The organism is Caulobacter segnis (genome assembly GCF_019931575.1).
GTDB lineage: Bacteria > Pseudomonadota > Alphaproteobacteria > Caulobacterales > Caulobacteraceae > Caulobacter > Caulobacter segnis_C.
The window spans coordinates 2178615-2192908 of the sequence record NZ_CP082923.1; the positions used below are offsets into that span (position 1 = coordinate 2178615).

Annotated in this window: 12 protein-coding genes and 2 riboswitches; of the genes, 5 read left to right on the plus strand and 7 right to left on the minus strand. The window is 68.1% G+C overall.

Annotated features, from left to right (window positions below; genetic code table 11):
- Positions 1-31 precede the first annotated feature (31 nt).
- Positions 32-220: a hypothetical protein gene (locus K8940_RS10130; RefSeq protein WP_223395231.1), complete on the minus strand. Its 189-nt coding sequence runs from the start codon at positions 218-220 to the stop codon at positions 32-34.
- Positions 217-1305, minus strand: a complete 1089-nt coding sequence (locus tag K8940_RS10135; protein WP_223395232.1) for a PepSY-associated TM helix domain-containing protein — start codon at positions 1303-1305, stop codon at positions 217-219. The genes K8940_RS10130 and K8940_RS10135 overlap by 4 nt, the downstream gene beginning before the upstream one ends.
- 338 nt (positions 1306-1643) lie before the next feature.
- On the opposite strand from K8940_RS10135, the gene K8940_RS10140 reads away from it, so the two are divergent.
- A complete protein-coding gene (locus K8940_RS10140; RefSeq protein ID WP_223395233.1) occupies positions 1644-2228 on the plus strand; it encodes a cytochrome c in 585 nt (194 codons plus the stop codon).
- A 7-nt stretch (positions 2229-2235) separates the two neighbouring features.
- Here K8940_RS10140 and K8940_RS10145 read toward each other — a convergent pair whose 3' ends face one another.
- Both K8940_RS10145 and K8940_RS10150 read right to left on the minus strand, forming a co-directional pair.
- On the minus strand, positions 2236-3597 hold the full coding sequence (locus tag K8940_RS10145; RefSeq protein WP_223395235.1) for a sensor histidine kinase: 1362 nt from the start codon (positions 3595-3597) through the stop codon (positions 2236-2238).
- An 11-nt stretch (positions 3598-3608) separates the two neighbouring features.
- Positions 3609-4277, minus strand: a complete 669-nt coding sequence (locus tag K8940_RS10150) for a response regulator transcription factor (protein WP_223395237.1) — start codon at positions 4275-4277, stop codon at positions 3609-3611.
- 50 nt (positions 4278-4327) lie between these two features.
- Here K8940_RS10150 and K8940_RS10155 point away from each other — a divergent pair, with 50 nt between their 5' ends.
- The 4 genes from K8940_RS10155 (at position 4328) to K8940_RS10170 (ending at position 11735) form a co-directional block, all read left to right on the plus strand.
- The gene (locus tag K8940_RS10155; protein ID WP_223395238.1) at positions 4328-5398 is read left to right on the plus strand and encodes an ABC transporter substrate-binding protein; all 1071 of its coding nucleotides are present in this window, start codon (positions 4328-4330) and stop codon (positions 5396-5398) included.
- A 267-nt stretch (positions 5399-5665) separates the two neighbouring features.
- A riboswitch (glycine riboswitch) is annotated at positions 5666-5756 on the plus strand.
- Between the two features lie 3 nt (positions 5757-5759).
- Positions 5760-5851: riboswitch (glycine riboswitch) on the plus strand.
- Positions 5852-5979: 128 nt separating this feature from the next.
- Positions 5980-8685 (plus strand): TonB-dependent receptor domain-containing protein, encoded by a 2706-nt coding sequence (locus K8940_RS10160; protein WP_223395239.1) that lies wholly within the window; start codon positions 5980-5982, stop codon positions 8683-8685.
- An 84-nt stretch (positions 8686-8769) separates the two neighbouring features.
- Complete coding sequence (locus K8940_RS10165) at positions 8770-10716, plus strand: prolyl oligopeptidase family serine peptidase (RefSeq protein WP_223395240.1); 1947 nt, start codon at positions 8770-8772, stop codon at positions 10714-10716.
- Positions 10717-10775: 59 nt separating this feature from the next.
- The gene (locus K8940_RS10170) at positions 10776-11735 is read left to right on the plus strand and encodes an amidohydrolase family protein (RefSeq protein ID WP_223395241.1); all 960 of its coding nucleotides are present in this window, start codon (positions 10776-10778) and stop codon (positions 11733-11735) included.
- Between the two features lie 13 nt (positions 11736-11748).
- On the opposite strand, the gene K8940_RS10175 is transcribed toward K8940_RS10170, so the two are convergent.
- The 3 genes from K8940_RS10175 to K8940_RS10185 are packed head-to-tail and all read right to left on the minus strand — an operon-like array spanning position 11749 to position 14278.
- Positions 11749-12888 (minus strand): hybrid sensor histidine kinase/response regulator, encoded by a 1140-nt coding sequence (locus tag K8940_RS10175; protein ID WP_223395242.1) that lies wholly within the window; start codon positions 12886-12888, stop codon positions 11749-11751.
- Positions 12889-12890: 2 nt separating this feature from the next.
- Positions 12891-13466: a chemotaxis protein CheB gene (locus K8940_RS10180; protein WP_223395243.1), complete on the minus strand. Its 576-nt coding sequence runs from the start codon at positions 13464-13466 to the stop codon at positions 12891-12893.
- Positions 13463-14278 carry a CheR family methyltransferase gene (locus tag K8940_RS10185; protein WP_223395815.1) on the minus strand — a complete coding sequence of 272 codons (816 nt, stop codon included), beginning with the start codon at positions 14276-14278 and terminating at the stop codon, positions 13463-13465. Before K8940_RS10185 ends, K8940_RS10180 begins: the two co-directional genes overlap by 4 nt.
- Positions 14279-14294 lie beyond the last annotated feature (16 nt).

Here is a 14294-nt window from a genome sequence, read left to right on the forward strand (position 1 = left end):
GCCGTGGCGCGAAAGCGGACTTAAGGCGTGGTTATCGCCGCCGGGTCGCGAGCGCCCAGAGCGTCGCCGCCACCGAGGACGCCAGGGCGAGCTCGCCGACGACGTCCCAGGCCCCGTCGCCCAAGAGGGCGGCGATCAGGCCGAACAGGCTGAGTACGGCGATGAGGATCGGTGCGCGGAACACCTGCCAGAGCGTGAACTGCTGAGCGGTCTTCCTCATCGGGCGGGCTTTCGCTTGGCAAGCCACAGGTAGAGGCCCGATCCCAGGACGACGATCGTGGCGAGGTCCAGCAGCGCCCACAGGATCTTCAGCGCCAGGCCGCCATAGTCGCCGAAGTGCAGCGGCTGCGACAGAGACAGGGTCTTCACGTACCAGGGCGTGGGCGCGACCGCCGCGAGCTGGCCGGTGCGGGCGTCAATCAAGGCCGGAGTTGTCAGGTGCGCCGTCAGCGGCGTGTCGCCGTGGAAGAAGACCGCATAGTGGTGGTCGGTCGAGTAGGCCGAGCCCGGGAAGGCCACGAACTGCAGTTGCATGCCGGGCAGGGCGGTTCGGGCCCGGTCGACGGCGGCCTGCAGGGAGCTGCGATGGGCGGCGGGCGCGGGCGTGTCGTAGGCGCGTGTCAGCTCCTTCAGCGCCGTGTCCTTCCAATAGGCCAGGATCGGCGTGGCCAGGGTGTTGACGACGCCCGTGGCGCCGACCACCAGCAGCCAGGCCAAGGTCACCGCGCCCAGCAGGTTGTGATAGTCCAGCCAGCGGGTGCGCGCCTGCTTGCTGGCCCGCACAGTGCCGAACGGCAACCGGCGCATGAACGGGGCGTAGAGCACGACGCCCGAGACCAGGGCGGCGATCAGCAGCAGGCCCATCGCGCCCAGGAACAGCATGCCGGGCAGGCCCAGGAACATGTCGGTGTGCAGCTTGAGCAGAAACTCCATCACCGGGTGGCCGGCGACGGATGGGGCGGGATCGCCGCTGGTCTGGTCGATCGGCTGGAAGCTGTAGACGCCGGCCTTGCCGCCTGGCGTCACGCTGGTCACGTTCACGACCGGCCTGTCCTCGTCGAAGCTCATGAAGGCCGCGACCTCGCCCGGCTTGCGCGCGAGAGCGACCGACAGCACCTGGTCGAGGTCCAGCCTGGAGCCGTTCGGATGGGCCGGCGCCCAGGCCTGGCGCATCGCCAGATGCTCGATCTCGTGGGTGAACACCAGCGGCAAGCCGGTGACGCAGAGCATCAGCAGGAACACGGTGGAGATCAGGCTCGACCACTTGTGGACCCACGACCAGGCGCGAAGCGTCGAGGCCTTCATGTGGCGGATGCGCCGGAAAACAGGAATGCGAGACGGGACGACATCATCAATCTGAATTCCGAGCGTGCGTTGCGGTACCGCTAGATTCTCGAACCTACAACAGATCCTTCTCCGGCAAGGGAAAGCCGACCGTTTCGGGCATCGCGAGCGCGACCAAGCGGCGCCTGGTGAGCCAGATGCTCGATGGTTGGTCGGGGCGCCGGGGCGGCGACGCCTTATGTCGATCGCTCATATCGATATGAACAGACATGTGGGGCGCGCTTGAGGGCGCGCCCCTAAACCTGCGCCGTTCCGGAGTGGGGCGCCTTGGGCGCGCCGTCTCCGAGGGGAGTCGCGCGATGTCGAACAGGATGCCCTGGGCCGTGGTCATGGCCGTCTGCGTGGGTCTGGCGGCCTGCGGTCCCAAGCCTCAAACCAACCCTGGGCCGACGATCCAGGCGCTAATGGCCGAGGCTATCGATCCTTCGGCCGATGCGATCTGGGAAGCGGTCGGGACCGTGGTATCCGACAAGGGCGCGGTGGACCACGCGCCGACGACCGACACCGAGTGGAAGGCGCTGGAGGCGCGGGCCCAGACTCTGTTCCACGCCTCGCGGACGCTGGCGAGCACCCGGGCCGTCGGCGGCGCCGCGCACAGTCCCTTGGCCGACGCCGATGTGCCGGGCACCCGCACGCCGGCCCAGATCGCCGCCGACATCACGGCCAACCCCGCTGCGTTCGCCTCGGCGGCCGGGCGCCTGAACGACGCCGCGCGCGAGACGCTGGTGGCGATCAAGGCGCGCGACACGGCCGCGATCCTCGCGGCCGGCGAGCATATCGACGCGGCCTGCGAGGCCTGCCATGCGGCCTATTGGTACCCGCGCGGCCAGGCCATTCCGCTGCCGGACTACGAGACCTTCGGCCGGCAGGCGGTGAACCGGTAGGCGCCGTTCAGGCGCTTCGGGGGAAGCGCAGGTCCGAGACGAGCCCCGGTCGCGGTCGCCGCAGACGCAACGCGACGCCGATGTCCAGGCGCTGGGCGATGGCTTGGACGATCGCCAGGCCCAGGCCTGCGCCGGTCGACGCCTGGCTCGCGACGCCTCGGCTGAAGGGGGCGAACAGGCGCTCCAACTCGGCCTCGTCGACGCCGGGACCATGATCCCAGATCACGACTCTGACCGTCTCGCCGCCGACCGCGACGATGCGAACCTGGCCGCCGCCATAGGCGCAGGCGTTGAAGACGAGATTACGCAGCAGTTCGCCGATCAGCACCGGATTGCCCCTGGCGATCGGCAGGTCCGCTGGGAGCCGGGTCAGCAGCTCGACCGACGGAAAGGCGCGAGCGACCTCCAGCTGGATCGTGGTCAGCAGGGCGGCGAGGTCCGCCTCGCCCTCGGCCGCCGCGGCCTCGGAGCGAGCCAGGGCCAGGAACTGCGACAGCACCTGGCGCAGGTTGGCCGCCGCCTCGCGGGAGTCGCTCAGCAGGGCCTTGTCGCGCGGCGTGGTCGCCGAGCGCTCCAGCAGGGCCAGGTTGGCGACGATCACCGACAGCGGCGTGCGCAGCTGATGCGAGGCGTCGGCGGAGAAGCGTTCCAGCGCCCGTGTGAAGCGTTCCAGGCTGCTCATCAGGTGGTTGAACGCGCCGACGACGGGTGAGAGCTCGGCCGGCGCGTCGGCGGCATCGACCGGCGCCAGGTCCGGACGCGGCGCCTGGGCGCGCGTGGTTAGGTCGGAGGTCAGGCGGCGCAGCGGCGCCAGGCCCCAGCGAACGGCGGGCACGACCAGGGCGGCGGCGACGGCGGCCAGCAGCACCGGCAGGCCGATCAGATTGAACAGAAGTTCGCGTACGCTGGCCTGGCGGGAGTCCAGGCTCTGGGCCACCGCCACCACGACCGGTTCGCGGACCCCCGGGACCATCACCGTCGACTGGGCGATCCGCACGCTGTAGCCGCGCATCTTGGCGTAGCTGAAATTGGTCTCGTTGGGCGCGGGCGCGGGCGGGCGCGGCAGGTCGTCATAGCCGGTGACCAGCCGTGGGCCCTGGCGCACGGCGTAGAACACCGCGTCGCGCTCGGGACTGTCCAGTAGGCCCAGGGACCAGGGTGGCAGAGCGACCTTGGCCTGGCCGTCGCGCACGTCGATCTGGGCGACGATCGAGGCGACCGATCCGGCCAGCAGGCGATCCGACGATTTCTCCACCACCGCGTTGGCGGCCAGGGCGCCGGCCAGGGCCAGGGCCGCGCCCAGCAGGGCCAGGGGCGCGACCTGGGCCACCAGTAGGCGACCGACCAGGCTGGGACGGCCCCGGTTCAAGCGTCTGGACCTCACGGATCGAGCCGGTAGCCCACGCCCCGCAGCGTGCTCAGGCGAGGGCCGTCCGGTTGCAGCTTGCGCCGCAAGCGGCCGACATGGATGTCGAGGGCGTTGGGCGAAGGATCCTGCTCGTCGGGAAACACCTCGGCCGCCAGTCGGGCGCGCTCGACGACCCGGCCGGGCCGCGCGGCCAGCGCCTTCAGGGTCGCCCATTCGCGGGGTCGCAGGTCCAGCCGCCGCTCGCCGATCCAGGCGGCGCCGGCTTCCCAGTCGCAGGCCAGGGCGCCGACATGGACGGTCCGCGCCGCATAGCCGCTCTTGCGCCGGGCCACGGCCCGGACGCGCGCGACCAGCTCGAACGGGTCGAAGGGTTTGAGCACGTAGTCGTCGGCGCCCATGTCCAGGCCCGCGATGCGGTCGCGCACGGCATCGCGCGCGGTCAGCATGACGATCGGCGTGGGAACGCCCGCGCGCCGCAACTGGCCCAGGATCTCGAAACCGTCGATGTCAGGCAGGCCGATGTCCAGGATCACGGCGTCGAAGTCGGCTCCGGCCGCCTGCGCCAGGGCCAGGGCGGCCTCGCCGGTCTCGGCGCAGACGGCTTCGTGTCCCTCGCTCTCCAGCGTCGCGGTCAGCGAACGGCGAAGAGGCGGATCATCCTCGACAACGAGTATCTTCATCGGGGATGTAGGGACCGAACACGTCAGGAGAGAGCGCCATCCGACGCCGATTGCCACGGGAGGTCAAGAGACGGGGCGTCGCCGCCGGGCTGGGCGCGGCTGTCCTGATCTCGCTGGCGGGATGCGCGCCCGGCTCGCCGGGGCAGGCGACGCGGGCGGCGGACGTCCGCGCGGCCGAGCGCGAGGGCGAGGTCGTCGTCTATATCAACAACGACGTCCATCAGCGATTGGTCGAGGATTTCGAGCGCCGCTTTCCGAAGGTGAAGCTTCGGTTCGTCGTTCTGACCGCGCGCGACATGCAGATGCGGGTGATCGAAGAGGCTAGCAGCGGCAAGCCGGTCGCCGATGTCGTCTGGACCTCCGCCATGGACGCTCAGGTCAAGCTCATCAACGATGGCTACGCCCAGACCTATCGCAGTCCCGAGGCCGGGAACCTGCCCGCCTGGGCGCGGTGGCGCGACCAGGGCTTCGGCATGACCAGCGAGCCGATCGTCTTCGTCTACAACAGGCGGCTGCTAGAGGATCGCGAGGCGCCGCGAAGCCACGCCGCCCTGCTGGCCGCGTTGCGCGCCGATCCCGAGCGCTGGCGCGGCAAGGTGGCGATGTATGATCCCGAGCGCAGCGGCATGGGGTTCCTCTATCTGTCGAGCAACACCCAGTTCTATCCCGACGCCTGGGCCCTCTACGACGCCATCGCCGCCACGGGCCCTCGAACCTATGTGCCCGGCAGGCCCATGCTGGATCGCGTTGCGTCCGGCGAGCACCTGCTGGCCTACGACATGAACGGATCCTACGCCGACTGGTACGCGAGGAACCGCAGCCCCGACATCGGCTACATCGTTCCGGAAGACTACCATCTGTCGATTTCCAGGGTGGCCTTCATCACCCGCGCGGCCCGGCATCCCGGCGCGGCGCGGGTGTTCCTGGACTATCTGATGTCGGAAGCTGGGCAGCGTCGCCTGCTCGAGGCCCGGCTGACGCCGATCCGCCCGGGACTGGGCGGCGCCTCGCCGCCGGGCGGTCGCCCCATCCGCGTCGGCCCGGCTTTGTTGGCCAATTTCGATCAGGGCCGCCGCGCCGAACTCCTGGCCCGCTGGCGGGGCGCGACCGCCGAACGCTGATATGTGCTCTATATTTGTGCGTATCATGATCAAATATTGATCATTGTCGCGATGCGGTGACGCTTCTGCGCCTTTTCCGGGGAGCCAACGGCGAGCGCCAAGCTGTCACCGACCTGTCACGCGCCGCGAATGGTCGAAGATCGCGCGGGCGCATGTCGCCGCCTTCAGTTGAGTTCGGGTGACAAATTTTCCGTTGGGTTAGCTCCGCGGGAATTTTGTACCTATTTTCGCTGCTTTGACGGGGTCGGGCGAAGCGTTCGTATTGGTCTGGTTCTCGCGGAAGAGATCGGGTTTCGGCCCGACGCCGAAGGCGCAACCGCCCCGGAAACGCTCAGGCACCAAGGACCGCAGAACACGAGGACGCTGGAAAGCAGGATCGCTCCATCATTGAGCGGCCTCGCCGAAGGAGCAAGGGCGCGACCGCGCCTGAATCTCTCAGGCCAAGGGACAGCGGGGGCAGAGGAACCGCCTGAGCGGAGTCGCCGGAAGCTTGTCTTCCCGATGACGCGCGCCGAACGCCGCCAGGCAATGGCGGCGCGGGAGAGGGCGACTGTCGACCGCTGTAACAGAGGGGATCTCGTTTGACTTTTTCACGCCAAACCCGCCGAAGCCTGCTGCTGAGCTGCAGCCTCGTGCCCGCCGTGCTGGTCATGCACGGCGCGGCGTTCGCTCAAGACGCGTCCAAGGCCGATGACGCCACCAGCGTTGGCGAAATCATCGTCACCGCCTCGCGCATCGACCGCGCCGGTTTCGAGGCTCCAACCCCGACGGTGCGCGTCACCGCTCAGGACCTGAGCGTCGGCGCCCGTCCGAATATCGCCGCGGCTCTGAACGACCTGCCGCAATTCCGCGCCACGACCTCGGCCCAGACCACCGGCACCAACACGGGCGCGGGCAACGCGCCGGTCGACCTGCGCGGCCTTGGCATCAGCCGCACCCTGGTGCTGCTGGATGGCCGTCGCTTCTCGGGCGACAACGACCTGAACCTGATCCCGAGCATCCTGACCAAGGGTGTCGACGTGGTGACCGGCGGCGCCTCGGCCGCCTGGGGCTCCGGCGCTGTCGCCGGCGTGGTCAACATCAGCATCGACCGCAACTTCACCGGCCTGAAGATGGGCGTCGAGGCGGGCGAGTCCTCCTACGAAGACGCCAAGCAGATCCGCGTCGAGGCGGCGGCGGGCAAGAGCTTCGCCGATGGCCGCGGCCACTTCGTGATCGGCGGCGAATATCTCGACAACGATGGCGTGATCCCGAAGAACAGCCGCCCGAACATCGGCCGCTGGGCCACGGTGTCGAACGGCGCTGGCCGCTTCGTCCTGGCCCCCGACGTCGGTTTCTCGAACGCAGCCTATGGCGGCCTGATCATGTCGGGCGTGCTTAAGGGGCAGGCCTTCAATCCTGACGGCACCCTGCGCACCTTCGACGCCGGTACGGTGATCGGCACCAACTCGGTGGGCGGCGAAGGCCCGTCGAACGACGACCTGTCACCCCTGGTCACGCCGCAGAAGCGCTACGCCACCATGGCCAGCGTCACCTACGACCTGACCGACAAGATCAAGATGACGGCCGAGCTGCGTCGCTCGCGGATGTGGAACAACTACATCTGGTTCGGCGACCACAACCGCGGCAACCTGACGATCAAGTCGGACAACGCCTTCCTGCCGACGGCGGTGAAGACGGCCCTGGCCGCCGCCGGCCAGACCTCGTTCACGATGGGGCGCTTCAATACCGAGGCCTATCCGACGATCGACTTCGAGCGCGTCTCCACCCAGGGTACGCTTGCCCTGGATGGCTCGTTCGGCGATGGCTGGCGCTGGAGCGCTTACTACAGCCACGGCGAGAACGAGAACAACATCGACACACCTGGGTTCTTCCTGACCCAGAACTACGCCAACGCCGTCGACTCGGTGATCAGTCCGACCACGGGCCAGGCGGTCTGCCGCATCGCCCTGAGCGACCCGACGACCAACTGCGTACCCATCAACCTGTTCGGCCAGGGCGCGCCTTCCAAGGCGGCTCTGGACTACGTGACCGGCACGCCGAGCATGCGCGAAACCAGCAAGCTGGACGTCGGCGGCTTCAGCCTGCGCGGCGAGCCCTTCAGCCTGCCGGCCGGCCCGGTCTCGATCGCCGTCGGCGCCGAGGCCCGCAAGGAGTCGGTCGATCGCACCGTCGGCGCGCTGGATACGGCCAAGGCCTTCACCAGCTTCAGCTTCTCGGCCATGGCCGGCAGCTACAGCGTCAAGGAAGCCTTCGCCGAAGTGCTGGTGCCCGTCGTCCGCGACATCCCGGTCTTCAACAAGCTGGAAGTCAACGCCGCCGCGCGGGTCTCCGACTACAACACCACCGGCTCGATCTGGTCGTGGAAGCTGGGCGCCACCAACGAGTTCTTCCCGGGCTTCCGGGGGCGGATCACCAAGTCGCGCGACATCCGCTCGGCCAACCTGACCGAGCTCTTCACCACCAGCACGACCGGCTACAACACGATCGTCGACCCGCAGACCAATTCCAGCGTCTATGTGCTGACCAACGGCGGTGGCAACGCGAACCTGACGCCCGAGACGGCCAAGACCTTCACGACCGGCTTCGTCTATTCGCCGCCGTCGCTGCCGGGCTTCAACATCTCGGTCGACTACTTCGACATCGACATCAACAACGTGATCACCACGGTCTCGGCGCAGGACATCGTCACGCGCTGCGCCAACGGCAACACGGACATGTGCTCGCGGGTCACGCGTGACAGCAGCGGCACGATCACCCGGATCGTCTCGACCTACGTCAACCTGGCCAACTACAAGACCGACGGCGTCGACGCAGAGATCTCGTACGCGACCAACCTGGATCGCCTGATCCCCGACGCGCCGGGCCGCATCCGCGCCCGCTGGCTGATGACCTGGGTCAACAGCCTGACCACCAACGACGGGGTCAGCAAGATCGAGTACGTGAAATCGCAAGGCTACTCGTTCGGTCTGGGCACGCCCAAGACCCGCATGACCGCCGCGCTCGACTGGGCCGGTGAGGTGTTCAGCGCCAACGTCCGGGCCCGATACATCTCGCCGGGCAACTACAACAACACCGTCGATCTCGTGAACGGCCACATCAAGGCCTACACCTATGTCGACCTGGGCGTTCAGGCGCGGCTGCCGGAAATCCGCGGCCACGAGATCGAACTGTACGCCAATGCGACCAATCTCTTCGACAAGGACCCGCCGATCGGCTCGCTGTACTCGCCGTACTACGACGTCATCGGCCGTTATGTGACCGTCGGCGCGCGGATGCGTTTCTAAGCCTCGCCCGACACAGCGCCGCCGGCTGCGTACCCCCTCGCTTCCCCCTGCCGGCGGCGCACCCTCCTTATGGATGTCCCCTCCATGATCTCTCGCCATTCCCTGGCGCTGGCCCTCGCGGCCAGCGCGGCCGTCGTCGCGACCCCGCTGGCGGCCCAGACCATCACCCCGCCCGCCGCCATCGTCGTCGATGGCGCGCCGGCCATTCCGCAGGATCTGGTCGCGGCGACCGCGCCCTACCTGCAGGCCCGCCACGCCAACTTCCTGGGCTGGAACGCGGCCGACCACTCGATGCTGGTCAAGACCCGCTTCGGCGGCTCTGACCAGGTCCACGTCGTGGCCAAGCCCGAGGGCGACCGCCGGCAGATCAGCTTCGAGAACGAGCCGATCCTGGCCGCGGCCCTGTCGCCCAAGGGCGACACGCTGGTGGTCCAGAAGGATAAGGGCGGCGACGAGTTCTACCAGCTCTACGTGCTGGAAGCGGGTCGCCCGCGCCTGATCACCGACGGCAAGAGCCGCAACTGGTTCGGCGCCTGGTCGCACGACGGCAAGTTGGTCGGCTACGCCTCGTCGCGCCGTAACGGCGCGGACATGGACCTATACGTCGTCGATCCCAAGGATCCGAAGACCGATCGCCTGGTCGCCCAGGTGTCCGGCGGCGGCTGGAACATCGCCGACTTCTCGGCCGACGGCTCCAAGGCGCTGGTCTTGAACCGCATGTCGATCAACGACGCGGTGGTCTACGAACTGGACCTGGCCACCGGCAAGCTGAAGGCCCTGACCGATCCGAAGGCCAAGGCCTCGTACGTCGATCCCAAGTACGGACAGGACGGCGCGGTCTGGCTGACTTCGAACAAGGGCTCGGACTTCCTGCGCCTGGGCAAGCTGGACGCCAAGGGCGGCTTCGTCCCGGTGTCCAAGGAACCGCGCTGGGACGTCAGCGACTTCGCCGTCTCGCCCGACGGTTCGTTCGTGGTCTACGCGATCAACGAGGCGGGCGTGTCGCGCGTACGGGTCCTGGACGTCGCCACCGGCGCCGTTCGCCCCGTCACCGGCCTGCCGGCGGGCGTGATCCCCTACAGCATCGGCTCGGCCATCGACATCGCGCCCTGGGGCGAGATCGGGCTCAGCATGGCCAGCGCCAAGGTGCCGGGCGACGCCTTCTCGATCGATCCCAAGACCCTGGCCGTCACCCAGTGGACCCACAGCGAGACGGGTGGCCTGGATCCCAGCCTGAACGTCGAGCCCAAGCTGGTCGAGGTCGCCAGCTTCGACGGCGAGAAGGTGTCGGGCTTCCTCTACCAGCCCGACGTGGCCAAGTTCCCCGGCAAGCGTCCGCTGATCGTCGACATTCACGGCGGTCCGGAGGGCCAGACGCGTCCGGACTTCCTGGGCGGGAACAACTACCTGCTCAACGAGCTGGGCATCGCGCTGTTCTTCCCGAACGTGCGGGGCTCCTCGGGCTACGGCGCGCGGTTCGTGAATCTCGACAACGGACCGTTCAAGCGCGAGGACTCGGTCAAGGACATCGGCGCCTTCCTCAACACGCTGGAGAAGGATCCGGCCCTGGACGCCAGCCGCTTCGCGGTGAACGGCGTCTCGTACGGCGGCTACATGTGCTACGCCTCGGCCACGCACTACAGCCCCCGCCTGAAGGGCGCGAACTGCTACGTCGCGATCTCCAACTTCGTCACGTTCCTGGAGAACACCCAGTCCTACCGTCGCGACCTGCGCCGGGTGGAATACGGCGACGAGCGCGACCCCAAGCAGCGTGAGCAGCTGATGAAGATCTCGCCGCTGACCAGCGTCGACAAGATCACCATCCCGCTGCTGGTGGCCACCGGCGGCGCCGACCCGCGCGTGCCGGCCACCGAGGCCGACCAGATGATCAAGGCTGTCCGCGCCAAGGGCGGCGAGGCCTGGCACGTGCTGGCCAAGAACGACGGCCACGTTTTCCGCAAGAAGGAGAACGAGGACTACTACTTCTGGACCAGCATCATGTTCTGGCGAAAGACCCTGCTGGGTCAGTAGGGGCGGCGAGGGCGCGGACCTTAGGGACCGCGTCCTTTTCCTTGTAAGGATACAGGATCGTGTCGATCTCCTTGCGCTGGGCGGCGGCCGTGGCTTTGCTGCTTTCGGCCGGCCGGGCCTGGGCCCAGCCGGCGATAGACCATCACATGCATGTCCATTCACCGGCGATCCTCGAGATCCTGCCGGCCTATTGCGCCAGCCCGATGCGCAAGAACCCGTGTGACCAGCGCTTCGTCGCGCCGCTGACCGCCGCCGATGCTCTGAAGGCGATGGATGGGGCGGGTATCAGGCAGGGCTGGCTGATGTCGACGGCCTATCTGGCCGAGAGCCCGCTGGCGGCGCCGCTGCCGGACGCCGCGAACGTCGTGCGTCAGGCCAACGAGTTCACCGTCGGTCTTGCGCGAAGCCGTCCCGACCGCTTCGCCGCCTTCGTCAGCGTCAATCCGACGGCGCCCGACGCCCTGGCGGAGATCGCCCGCTGGAAGGGCGACCGCGCGGTGACCGGCCTGAAGCTGCATCTGACCAATTCCGGGGTCGACCTGCGTGATCCGGAGGAGGTCGCCAAGCTGGCGGCGGTCTTCCGCGCCGCGTCGGCCAACGGCTGGACGATCATGATCCACATGCGCACCGGCGCGGCCGATTATGGCGCGCGGGACGTGCGGGTGTTCCTGGACCAGGTGCTGCCGGCCGCTGGCGACCAGCCGGTGGTCATCGCCCATGCCGCGGGTTGGGGCGGGATCGACGCGGTCACCCTGGACGCTCTGGGCGCCTTCGCCGACGCCCTGCGGCGCGATCCGCGCCTGGGCCGCAACCTGCGTTTCGACCTGGCCCAGGTCTTTACCGACAGGGCGACACCCGAGGATCGCGCCCGAACGGCCGGCCTGATCCGGCGGATCGGTCCGGACCACTTCGTCGCCGGATCGGACTGGCCGTTCTCGGGTGATCTGAAGACCTATTTCGCGACCGCCTACGCCGGGCCTGAATTGACCCCGGCCGAGTGGGCCAAGATCCTCGAGTGATGACCTAGGGCGGCTACTCTTCAGCGACGACCGGGATCCGGACGGTGAAGGTGCTGCCCATGTTCTCGCCGCCGCTTTCGACGGTGATCGCCCCGCCGTGCAGCGCGACCAGTTGCTTGACTAGCGCCAACCCGATGCCGAGGCCGCCTTGGGCCTTGGCCAGGTGATCCTCGACCTGGGCGAAGATCTCGAAGATCCGCGACTGCATCTCCGGCGGGATGCCGATCCCGGTGTCCGTCACCCTGATCTCGGCCACGCCGTCATGGGCGCGCGCCGACAGGGTCACTGCGCCGCCGGGCGGGGTATATTTGGCGGCGTTGTTCAGCAGGTTGGCTACCACCTGCGCCAGTCGGGTGTGATCGGCGTCCAGCCAGATCGCCTGTCTGGGCGGTTCGAAGACGAACCGGTGGCCCGCGGCGTCCAGATTGTGCTGGCTGGCCTCGATCGCCGAGCGGAGGATCTCGCCCAGTTCGATCCGCTCCTTCTTCAGCGAGATCTTGCCCTGGCTGACGCGCGAGACGTCCAGCAGGTCGTCGACCAGGTGCGAGAGATGGGTCAGCATGCGATCCATGCGCACGCGGATGTCCTGGCTGCGCTCGGGCGAGATGTCCTTGTTCAGCAGGTGCAGGCCGCCGCTGAGGGCGGCGACGGGATTGCGCAGCTCGTGCGCCAGCACCGCCAGGAAGCTGTCCTTGTGCCGGTCCGCCCGCCGCAGGGCCTGGGCCGCGGCCTCCAGCTCGTCGCGTTGGGCCTGGATCTGCTGGCGCTGCCGATGCAGGTCGAAGAAGACATTGGCCTTGCTGCGCAGGACCGTCGGCTCGATGGGCTTCTGGATGAAGTCGACCGCGCCGGCCTCGTAACCCCGGAAGCGGCGTTGCAGGTCGGTCGTGCCGGCGGTGACGAAGATGATCGGGATGTGGCGGGCGCGTTCGCTGCCGCGCATGAACTCAGCCAGCTCGAAGCCGTCCATGCCGGGCATCTGCACGTCCAGCAGCGCCAGGGCGACTTCATGCGCAAGAAGCAGTTCCAGCGCCTCCTCGCCCGAGCGGGCCTTCAGGCAGGTCAGGCCCTCGCGTTGCAGCAGGGCCTCCAGCGCCAGCAGGTTCTCTTCGAGGTCGTCGACCAGGAGGAAGTTGATCGGTTTATCGGCCATCATCATGCGGGCCCCAGACTCGACAGGTACGATGCGATCGCATCGATGTTCATGGTGATCGCGGATGGGCAGGCCTCGAGGGCGGCCAGGGGCATGGCGGTCGCATAGGCCCCGGTCGGATCCTCGACGATCGCCACGCCGCCGGCGTCCTTCACGGCCTTGAGACCCGCCGCGCCGTCGTGATTGGCCCCGGTCAGAATGACGCCGACCAGCTCGGGGCCATAGGCGTCGGCCGCGCTTTCGAAAAGCGCGTCGATCGACGGGCGCGAATAGTTGACCAACTCGTCGGTGGACAGGGCCAGGGTGCGTTGTGTCTCGACTAGCAGGTGATAGTCCGAGGGCGCCAGATAGATCGCGCCGCCCTCGATGGGCTCCTTGTCCTCGGCCTCCTTCACGGCGATCCGGCACTTGGACTGCAGCAGCGGCGCCAGCGCGTTGTCGCGATCCGGCGGCACGTGCACGACCACCAGGATGGGGAGGGAGAAGCGCGCCGGCAGGGCGGGCAGTATGGCCAGCAGCGCCTGGACGGCGCCGGCCGAAGCCCCGATCGCGACGGCCTTGATGGGCGTCTCGGTCATCGCTCGCGCCTCTGGTAGATCTTCTCGCCCGCCACGAACTCGGAGAAGGCCGGGGCGTGGGCGGAGAAGCGCAGGCTCTCCTTCGAGCCCAGGCCGAGGAAGCCGTTGCGGGTCAGGGACTCCCGGAACAGGCCGATGGCGCGGTCCTGCAGCGGGCGATCGAAATAGATCATCACGTTGCGACACGAGATCAGGTGCATTTCGGCGAAGACCGCGTCGGTGACCAGGCTGTGATCGGAGAACACGACGCGGCTACGCAGGCTCTTGTCGAACGCCGCGCGCCCGTAGGCGGCTGTGTAGTAGTCCGACAGCGAGGACTTGCCGCCGGACTTGCGGTGGTTCTCGGTGAACTTGCGGATGCGGTCGAGCGGGAAGACGCCCGTCTCGGCCGCGGCCAGGGCTTCGGGATTGATGTCGGTCGCGTAGAAGATCGTGCGGTCGTAGAGGCCTTCCTCGCGAAACAGGATCGCCAGCGAATAGACCTCCTCGCCGGCGCTGCAGCCGGCGATCCAGACCTTCAGCGACGGATAGGTCCGAAGATGCGGCAGAACCTTCTCGCGCAGCGCCTTGAAGTAGGACGGGTCGCGGAACATGTCGCTGACCTGCACCGTCAGATAGTCGAGCAGGCGGGGCAGCATCGACGGGTCGTGCAGCACCCGATCCTGGATCGCCGAGATGGTCGGAAAACCCAGCTGGCCGCGCGCGTGGATCAGGCGGCGCTTGATCGACGCCCGGGCATAGTGGCGGAAGTCATAGTGATAGCGCTGGTGGAGGGCCTCCAGCAGAAGCTCGATCTCAAGGTCCTCGGTCATGGCGGTCACGGTATCG

Coding starts and splice junctions, on each gene's coding strand:
- K8940_RS10140 (WP_223395233.1), top strand. CDS start 1,644: ATGTCGAACAGGATGCCCTGGGCCGTGGTCATGGCCGTCTGCGTGGGT.
- K8940_RS10150 (WP_223395237.1), bottom strand. CDS start 4,277: ATGAAGATACTCGTTGTCGAGGATGATCCGCCTCTTCGCCGTTCGCTG.
- K8940_RS10135 (WP_223395232.1), bottom strand. CDS start 1,305: ATGAAGGCCTCGACGCTTCGCGCCTGGTCGTGGGTCCACAAGTGGTCG.
- K8940_RS10180 (WP_223395243.1), bottom strand. CDS start 13,466: ATGACCGAGACGCCCATCAAGGCCGTCGCGATCGGGGCTTCGGCCGGC.
- K8940_RS10175 (WP_223395242.1), bottom strand. CDS start 12,888: ATGGCCGATAAACCGATCAACTTCCTCCTGGTCGACGACCTCGAAGAG.
- K8940_RS10130 (WP_223395231.1), bottom strand. CDS start 220: ATGAGGAAGACCGCTCAGCAGTTCACGCTCTGGCAGGTGTTCCGCGCA.
- K8940_RS10185 (WP_223395815.1), bottom strand. CDS start 14,278: ATGACCGAGGACCTTGAGATCGAGCTTCTGCTGGAGGCCCTCCACCAG.
- K8940_RS10165 (WP_223395240.1), top strand. CDS start 8,770: ATGATCTCTCGCCATTCCCTGGCGCTGGCCCTCGCGGCCAGCGCGGCC.